The 8,197-nt window shown below is 66.5% G+C and carries 11 protein-coding genes; 9 read left to right on the forward strand and 2 right to left on the reverse strand.

Features of this window, described 5'->3' with window-relative positions; translation table 11 throughout:
- Positions 1-24 precede the first annotated feature (24 nt).
- From FPH17_RS09945 to rpsI, 3 genes are all read left to right on the forward strand, one after another.
- Positions 25-309 (forward strand): WXG100 family type VII secretion target, encoded by a 285-nt coding sequence (locus FPH17_RS09945; RefSeq protein WP_095277827.1) that lies wholly within the window; start codon positions 25-27, stop codon positions 307-309.
- Positions 310-562: 253 nt separating this feature from the next.
- Positions 563-1,006, forward strand: a complete 444-nt coding sequence (gene rplM / locus FPH17_RS09950; protein WP_038588493.1) for a 50S ribosomal protein L13 — start codon at positions 563-565, stop codon at positions 1,004-1,006.
- A complete protein-coding gene (gene rpsI / locus FPH17_RS09955) occupies positions 1,006-1,554 on the forward strand; it encodes a 30S ribosomal protein S9 (protein WP_154880273.1) in 549 nt (182 codons plus the stop codon). Before rplM ends, rpsI begins: the two co-directional genes overlap by 1 nt.
- Positions 1,555-1,633: 79 nt before the next feature.
- Here the strand turns inward: rpsI and FPH17_RS09960 are convergent, their stop codons facing one another.
- On the reverse strand, positions 1,634-2,209 hold the full coding sequence (locus tag FPH17_RS09960) for an RBBP9/YdeN family alpha/beta hydrolase (protein ID WP_154880275.1): 576 nt from the start codon (positions 2,207-2,209) through the stop codon (positions 1,634-1,636).
- A 158-nt stretch (positions 2,210-2,367) separates the two neighbouring features.
- Between FPH17_RS09960 and glmM the strand changes: the two genes are divergently transcribed.
- From glmM to FPH17_RS09980, 4 genes are all read left to right on the forward strand, one after another.
- Positions 2,368-3,711 carry a phosphoglucosamine mutase gene (gene glmM, locus FPH17_RS09965; protein ID WP_154880277.1) on the forward strand — a complete coding sequence of 448 codons (1,344 nt, stop codon included), beginning with the start codon at positions 2,368-2,370 and terminating at the stop codon, positions 3,709-3,711.
- Between the two features lie 167 nt (positions 3,712-3,878).
- The gene (locus FPH17_RS09970; RefSeq protein WP_122084706.1) at positions 3,879-4,211 is read left to right on the forward strand and encodes a hypothetical protein; all 333 of its coding nucleotides are present in this window, start codon (positions 3,879-3,881) and stop codon (positions 4,209-4,211) included.
- Positions 4,208-5,809, forward strand: coding sequence for a hypothetical protein (locus FPH17_RS09975; RefSeq protein ID WP_154880279.1), 1,602 nt, complete (start codon positions 4,208-4,210; stop codon positions 5,807-5,809). The genes FPH17_RS09970 and FPH17_RS09975 overlap by 4 nt, the downstream gene beginning before the upstream one ends.
- On the forward strand, positions 5,809-6,090 hold the full coding sequence (locus FPH17_RS09980) for a hypothetical protein (protein ID WP_133064017.1): 282 nt from the start codon (positions 5,809-5,811) through the stop codon (positions 6,088-6,090). The genes FPH17_RS09975 and FPH17_RS09980 overlap by 1 nt, the downstream gene beginning before the upstream one ends.
- 53 nt (positions 6,091-6,143) lie before the next feature.
- Here the strand turns inward: FPH17_RS09980 and FPH17_RS09985 are convergent, their stop codons facing one another.
- Complete coding sequence (locus FPH17_RS09985) at positions 6,144-6,998, reverse strand: poly(ethylene terephthalate) hydrolase family protein (RefSeq protein WP_154880281.1); 855 nt, start codon at positions 6,996-6,998, stop codon at positions 6,144-6,146.
- A 105-nt stretch (positions 6,999-7,103) separates the two neighbouring features.
- On the opposite strand from FPH17_RS09985, the gene FPH17_RS09990 reads away from it, so the two are divergent.
- Complete coding sequence (locus tag FPH17_RS09990) at positions 7,104-7,763, forward strand: hypothetical protein (protein ID WP_154880283.1); 660 nt, start codon at positions 7,104-7,106, stop codon at positions 7,761-7,763.
- Positions 7,764-7,793: 30 nt separating this feature from the next.
- A partial coding sequence (locus FPH17_RS09995; RefSeq protein ID WP_208722079.1) for an alanine racemase occupies positions 7,794-8,197 on the forward strand: 404 nt, incomplete at its 3' end.

Below are 8,197 nucleotides of genomic sequence, written 5' to 3' on the forward strand. Positions count from 1 at the left end.
CATCACCGAAAGGACACCACTGACATGCACATCAAATACGACTTTGGCCAGATCGGCAGCACCGCCCAGGACATCCGCACCTCCGCCGCCACCATCAACGGCCAGCTCAACGAGCTCAAGGAGGTCATCCGTCCGATGACGGCGACCTGGGAAGGTGAGGCTGCGACCAGCTACATGGCGCACCAGGCCAAGTGGGATCAGGCGGCGGCGGACCTCAACGAGATCCTCAATCAGATCGCCAACACCGTCGAGGATGGCAACAACACCATGAGCGCCGTCAACAACGCCGCAGCAAACAGCTGGGGCTAACGGGGAGCCTCGGGGGAAGATTCGGGGGAATCAATACAGGGGGAAACGTGAGCGCCGCCGCGGGATTTGGGGGATCCTGCGGCGGCGCTTCGCTGTTTTGGAGCTGGGGTGGACATCGCGTATGGTTATACCCCTGTGTGTCCTGCCGGTATGCGCCGGCGACGCGCCCATCGGGTCTCCACCGGCCGCCGTTGGGGGCGCGGGCACCGAAGTATGGCCGGCAGCCATCTAGACAGACTTTAAGGAGTCATGCATGTCTACTTACCACCCGAAGAGCGGTGACATTACCCGTAAGTGGTACGTCATCGACGCAACCGACGTGGTGCTGGGCAAGCTCGCTTCCACCGCAGCGGACATCCTGCGTGGCAAGCACAAGCCGCAGTTCGCACCGAACGTTGACACCGGCGATCACGTCATCGTGATCAACGCCGACAAGATCCACATCTCCTCGAACAAGCGCGATCGTGAGATGCGCTACCGCCACTCCGGTTACCCGGGTGGTCTGAAGTCCATGACCCTGGGCCGCGCCCTGGACGAGCGTCCGGACCGCGTGATCGAGGAAGCTGTGAAGGGCATGATGCCGCACAACAAGCTTTCCCGTCAGTCCATCAAGAAGCTTCACGTCTTCGTCGGCGACGAGCACCCGTACGCTGCGCAGAAGCCGGAAACCTACGAGTTTAAGCAGGTGGCACAGTAATGACCGAGCCGAACACCAACGCAGAGAACAACGTTGCAGAGGCTGGCGACATCGACGCCGCCACCGCCGCAACCGAGGAATTCAACTACACCATCGGTGACGCAGTTGCGCCCGAGGTTGACGAGTCCGAGGAGACCGTCGCCGAGCCGGTGAACCTGCACGAGGGCCCGATACAGACCGTTGGTCGCCGTAAGCGCGCAATCGCTCGCATCACCGTGACCGAGGGCGAGGGCAAGATCATCGTCAACGGCCGCGAGTTCGAGGAGTACTTCCCGAACAAGCTGCACCAGCAGGACATCCTCCTGCCGCTGACGCTGCTCGAGCGCGAAGGCCAGTTCAACATCAAGGCCAACCTCAACGGTGGCGGCCCGACCGGCCAGGCAGGCGCACTGCGTCTGGCCATCGCCCGCGCACTCAACGTGTACAACCCGGCTGAGCGCCCGACCCTGAAGAAGGCCGGCCTGCTCACCCGTGACGCACGTGCCGTCGAGCGCAAGAAGGCAGGTCTGCACAAGGCCCGTCGCGCACCGCAGTACTCCAAGCGTTAATCGCTTCCATTACTGCAAGGCTTTACGCCGTCGCCCCGTTCAACTGGGGTGGCGGCGTTTTGTCGTTGGTGGGGGTGGGTTATTGCTGCTCTCGGCACCACCGTGAGATGTGCTCGTACAGGGCGGGAAACTCGGAGAAGCCGTCTTCAAGGCAGAAGTGCCCCGCATTGTCGATGGGGATGGGTGTAGTCCCCAGCTGCTCTGCGAGACGGAGCGTTAGCTCCGGTGCTACCCGGGCGTCGTTGGTGGAATAGAACACCTCGATGTGACCGATGCGCGGAGTGATGCGGCCCAGGTCAACGTGTGCCGCGTCGATGAAAGCGTCTAGCTCCGGGATAGCCTGCAGATGCTTGGTAAACGGGGAAACCATGAACAGGCCTGAGAGGTTCCACTCGGCCTGCGGGCCGGCAAGAGACGAGAGATAGGACAGCGTCGCGACGCCGCCAAGACTGTGGGTGATTACGCAGGTCTTGCTGTCAAGGTGCTCGATGCCTTGGCTGATCGCCGCAACCCACTCATCGTGGTTGGGCGCGTCGGGTGAGGGCAGGGCGACGACGTCGACGCTGTGCCCTTCGCGGGTAAGTTCCTCGCGAAGCCAGGGGAACCAGTGGGCGCTCGGGGAGGCTGTGTAGCCGTGAATAATGGCAAAGCGCATGGGTGCTCCTTGTGGGTGTTGCTGCGTATTAAGAGCTGCGTTGTGACATGCAGCATACCGGGGGGGCTCGCGCCGTTGGAAGGGATCTCCGCAAAACGCCGCCCCGGCTTCCGCCCCCGCACCTGTACGCCGCCGGGGTGTGCTGCATAATTGTCCGTATGACTCGAATGTTTGGAACTGACGGCGTCCGTGGACTCGCAAACGAGAAGCTCACGGCATCCCTGGCAATGAAACTTGGCGCGGCGGCCGCGACCGTGCTGACGCGCGACCGGCGCTCCACCAAGCGCCGCCCGACCGCCCTCATTGGGCGTGACCCGCGCGTCTCCGGTGAGATGCTCGCGGCGGCCATGGCGGCGGGGATGGCGTCGAAAGGCGTGGACGTGCTCCGCGTCGGCGTGATTCCTACGCCGGGCCTGGCGTTCCTGACTGATGATTACGGCGCGGACATCGGCGTAATGATTTCCGCCTCCCACAACCCGATGCCGGACAACGGCATCAAGTTCTTCTCCGCGGGCGGCAAGAAGCTCCCGGACGACGTTGAGGACGAGATCGAGCGGACCATGGCCACGCTGGAGGAGACCGGCCCCACCGGCACCGGCATCGGCCGCGTGATCGAGGAGGCGCCGGACGCGCAGGAGCGCTACCTCGCGCACCTCGCCGAGGCGATGACCACCGACCTCAGCGGTATTAAGGTCGTGGTGGACTGTGCCAATGGCGCGGCGTCGGAAGTCGCCCCGAAGGCGTACGAGGCCGCGGGCGCCGAAGTGACCGCGATCTTCAACACGCCGAACGCCTTCAACATCAACGAGGGCGCTGGCTCCACCCACATGGATCAGATCCAGGCCGCCGTGGTCGAGCACGGCGCAGACATCGGGCTGGCACACGACGGCGACGCGGACCGCTGCCTGGCCGTGGATGCGGAGGGCAACATCGTCGACGGCGACCAGATCATGGCCATCCTGGCTACCGGCATGAAGGAACGTAACTCCCTGGCGGACAACACGCTGGTGGCTACCGTGATGAGCAACCTGGGCCTGAAGCTTGCCATGCAGCGTGAGGGCATCACCGTGAAGGAGACTGCGGTGGGCGACCGCTACGTGCTTGAGGCGCTTAATGCCGACGATTTCTCCCTCGGCGGCGAGCAGTCCGGGCACATCGTCGTGCCCGCGCACGCCACGACTGGCGACGGCACGCTGTCCGGCCTGCTGCTCATGGCGCGCATGGCGGAGACCGGCAAGACGCTCGCCGAGCTGGCGCAGGTGATGCAGGTGCTGCCGCAGCAGCTGATCAACGTGCCGGTGTCGGATAAGTCCGCCATTCTCAAGGACCCGGAGGTCATCGCCGCGAAGGAAGCCGCAGAGGCGGAGCTGGGAGACCAGGGCCGCGTCCTGCTGCGCGCCTCCGGCACCGAGGAGATCTTCCGCGTGATGGTGGAGGCTTCGGACGAGAAGCACGCACGCGAGGTGGCCGGTCGCCTCGCCGCTGTGGTCGCGGCCGTGTAGTCTGCGAGCAGGCGTCCCGCGCAGTCGGTTCCCTCTCCCCGGAAACAAGGGGTTTGAAAAAGTTTCCGGGGAGAGGGAACCTGAGGGGGTGTGGCTGCGTCTAATAAGGGGACAACAAAAACAGCGGCCCGCGCACGCGGGTCGGGGGACATCATGGGGGTGGAACAATGAGCGCATCGCAGCACGGCGTCGACGTCGATGTTCAGGCGGTTCGCGAGCATTACACGCAAGCCATCGGCGCGTACCAGGCGGCGGGGGAGGCCATCGCGGCGCATCCCGCGCGGGTTGAGCCCGCGAGCTTTGGCCAGGGGTTTGCGAGTCAGGGGGTGCGAATAGCGGCGGCGCTCGAGCTTATCGACGCCACCACGTCCGCCTACTTACGCACCCGTACACACAACTGGGAACGCATCATGCAGCTCGCCTCCGACGTGGCGAGCACGGACGAGGGCAACGCGTCCGGCTTTGGGCCGGGGATTGGCGCCGGGGAGGTGCTCTCGTGACGGCGGTGGAGGCAGAAGTGCAGCGGATGATGTCGCTGATTTCGGCGGCGCCGGTGGCGTCGTCAAGCAAACGTGCGACCGCGCAGGGGATGGCGAACGAGCTCCTCTGCAGCATCGACAGGTTGCGGGGCCAGAACCTTAGCCAGTTCGCGCAGACGGGTGCGCAGCTGCGCGGCCGGTGCGGTGGCACGGGCAGTGTGAGCGCGGGCGGGAGCCTGGGGACTGACATCTTCGGACCTCCCGGCGGCGGCCGCGGTCCCAAGGGCGAGCCGATCTGCGGGCCCTGGTTCGACGAAGTGGGCATCACCGCGCGTGAGTCCTCGGACGCCGAGCGGGAAGCCGAGCACTTCACGCAGGTCGATGAGGTCGGCGGGCAGATCGAGGAGTGCTGCAAGGCCATCGAGGACGTGTGCGCGACGGGCGACATTGCGATGCAGGAGATGCTCTCCCCGGTGTGCACCATGCTGGAGATGATTGTGAAGTTCGGGTTCCCGCAGCTCACCGACCAGGTCATTGACGTGGCGATTGGTGCGCTCACGCAGGCGAATGCGACCGCGTCGGACCGCAACTGCGTGATCGAGGACTGCCTGGACACGATTGCGAAGTGCGTGGAGCAGGTCGCTGAGCGGCAGCCGGCACCCGAGGTGGAGTACGTCGGCGGTGCCTGTGACGCGGGCGCGGCGGGAGGCGTGGGCGCGGGCGCGGCCGGGACGGTTGCTGCGCAGTGCGCGGAACCGGTTCAGGCTCCCTCCCCGAAGCCGGCACCGCAGCCTGTGGCGCCGCCGGCTGTCGCACCGGACCCCGCGCCGGCACCGGTACCGGAGCCCCCGGCCCAGCGCGAGTGCCCCCGCTTCGAGTCGCGGTGCGTTGAGCGCCCCGCTCCGGTGGGCGTGGGCGCAGCGAGCCTCTCCGCGTCACAGGCCGCGACGTCGGCGGCGTCCGCCGCGTTGGGCGCTGGCGCCGGGGTGTTCCCGCAGGTGGTCCAGCCGCCAGCGCCGCAGATGCCGCCGATGAACATTGAGGTGAACTTCAACTACGCGCTCGACGGCGCCGTCAACGCGGGGCTTGAGTCGGTGGACTGCGAGACGGTGTCGCAGTTCCAGCCCCCGGTGCAGCAGGTTTCCTCGGATTCCTCTGCGTGGGTCGGCACGTGGGTGCAGGTCGGCGCCGCGGCGGTGCTCGAGGGGCTCGACTGTTTTGCGGCCTCGCTCGACGCGGTGGCGGAGTGCCCCGGGGCGGAGTGCTGTACGCACGAAGTCACGGAGCCAGAGCCAGAGCCTGAACCGACGCCGGAGCTCGAGCCCGAACCGGTGCCCGAGCCCGAACCTGTGCCCGAGGACGGCGTGATCCCGCCGCCACCTGAGCTTGCGCAGGTGGAGGAGCCGGCCCCGCCGCCGGAGAAGGTCGCGCACCTGGAGGGCGCGCCGACCGAAGCGGCCCAGGCTCCCGAGCCACCGGCTGCCGCTGACCCGGGCGTCGAACCGCAACCGGAGCAGCACGAAGGACAAACCGAACACACAGCAGAGCCTGAACACACCGAGCAACCAGCGCAGGACGCGCATGAACCGTGGGCAATCAAGAAGACAGGGGAATGGTGATGGATTTCGCAGAGTTTGCCGAGCAGTACCGGCGACGTACCCAGAAGCGCATGCTGGATTTCGAGGCCATGCTCAGAGACAACCAGCGCAAAATGGCGCAGACCGCGAAGTACCACGCGATGGCGCAGGCGAACCCGAACAAGCCACCGCTGGTCGTGCCGCGCGGAGAGTACAGCTACCCGCTCAAGACATCCAAGCTGCTACAACCGCCGGAGGACGGGCAGAAGCCGATCCGGGCGGTGCTGCGCCGCGAGCCACCGAACGGGAGGCGCCCACGGTAGGGATGATCGCGAGGCTGCGCCTAAAACGTGCCTAAAACGGGCCTAGTACGTGCCTAGAACAGCGAGAACCCGCTGTCGTCGCGGCTCAGCCCGGCGGCCTCTGCCAGGTCGTCGCCCACCAGCGACTTCACGCTGCCGCCCGCGGCCTCCGGGTCGGAGTAGGCGGAGTACTTGTTCTCCCCGCCGAGCTGGTGCAAGAGGAATCCGGTGACCAGACCGCGCGCGGCCTCTTGGATGCTGCGGTTGGACTTGCCCAGCCCGAGGACGCGCTTGAGCAGGCCGTCCTCGGAAAACTCCTGCTGGTCGCCCTTCTTGATGGTGCGGTAGCACGCGTCACCGGCCCAGTTGTAGGCCAGCTTCGCGGGGTTGCCCGGATCAAACAGTGCGTCGCCCTCGGGGCCTGGGCCGATGATCATCGCGGGCACGAACGTGGAGCGCGCCGCCTCCGTGGAGGAGGGAGCCACGTTTGCGGGGTAGATCGACGCAACGGCGCGGACCTGCGGGTTGTCCACGGAGGCGAGCACCGCGGCGCCGCCGCCCATGCCGTGGCCGACCATGCCGAGCTTGCCGGAGGAGACCGTAATGTTGCCGTTGCCCAGGCGCACGCCCGCGCAGATCTGCAGCGCCGTTTCGAGGTCGGCGGCGAAGCCGCGGTGGTCGGGCGTCAGCCCGGTTTCCGTGTTCGGCGCGGCGACGACGATGCCCCAGCTGGCCAGGTGGCGCAGGAAGCGGTGGTAATCGCCGACCTTCTTGGTCCAGTCGTGCCCGAAGGCGACGGCGGGCAGGTCCTTGCCTTCCACCGGCGCGTACACCTTGCCGGGCAGGCCGGTGTAGCCCAGGTCGCCCTCGAGGACGCGGTGCGGGCCGCGCTTGGACAGTTCGGAAAGATTCTTCAACTTCGCAGACACGCCGACAATGGTACTCGAGCAGCGCGCCGTACGTGCGCAGTCCACGGCTTCGGCCCCGCGCGTCGTTTCCGCTAGGGTGAGCCGGGAACAATAGGAGGTGGCAGGATGCTCGGCGCACTCTCGCTCGCATTCGTCGATTCGGTAAACCTACTGCTTATCGGCGTCATCGTGGCGGTAGGCATCATGGTGCCCCGCCACAGCCGCACGTACGCGGCCATCACGGCGCTGCTCATCGCGGGCGATTGGCTGGGCGTGGCCAGCCTCGCCCTGCTCATGCTCGCTATTTTCGACGGCCTCGGACCCCTCGTCCACGATTTCGTCGACGGCCCCATCTTCGGCGTGCTCCTCCTGGTCACGGGCCTTGCTACCGCGGTGCTCGCGCTGAAGGGCGGAGACAACAGCAAGCTTATCGACGCCATCTTGAAAACGCTCCGCAAACCAAACGCCCTGACGGTGGTCACCGGCTTCATCCTCGGTGTGGTGCAATCAGCCACCTCGATGCCATTTTATGGCGGGCTGGCCCTGCTCTCCACGGCGGGCATTCCGCCGGAGATCCGCTACACGTCGCTGGTCCTCTACGCAACCGTGGCCCTGTCGCTGCCAACCTTGTCCGCGCTGCTGGTCGGCTGGGTCCGCGCCCGCCCGGAGAGTCCGGCGGGCCGCGGGTTTGCGTGGGCGCGTGCGAACCCCCACACTGTGACCCTGGCCGCGACGTGGGCGGTGTCCGACTTGCTCATCCTGCTCGGCGTCCTGCACTTGCTTTAAACCGGTCGCGAGTGGTGCACAATAGCGTGCATGAACCCAACACGTCCGCAACCGCTGGTCACCCGCATCGATCTTGATGCCATCGCGCACAACACTCGCGTCCTCGCAGCACAGGCGGGGCCCGCGCGCCTGATGTGTGTGGTGAAGGCGGACGCCTACAACCACGGCGTGCAGCGCTGCGTGCCGGTGATGGACCGCAACGGCGCGGATGCGTTCGGTGTCGCCACGTTCGCCGAGGCCCGCCAGGTCGCCCAGCTCACCGACAAGCCGGTCCTGGCCTGGCTGTGGACCCCGGGCGAGGAGATCCCCGCCGGCATCGAGGTCGGCGTCCCCTCGCTTGCGCACCTGGGCATGCTCAGTCTCGTATACACAACTGACGCGGCCGACCAAGAGGATCTTGTTGAGTCCGGTGGGTGCCGAGCACTCTGCGATCA

The organism is Corynebacterium gottingense, assembly GCF_007559235.1.
In the GTDB taxonomy this organism is placed as follows: Bacteria; Actinomycetota; Actinomycetes; order Mycobacteriales; family Mycobacteriaceae; genus Corynebacterium; species Corynebacterium gottingense.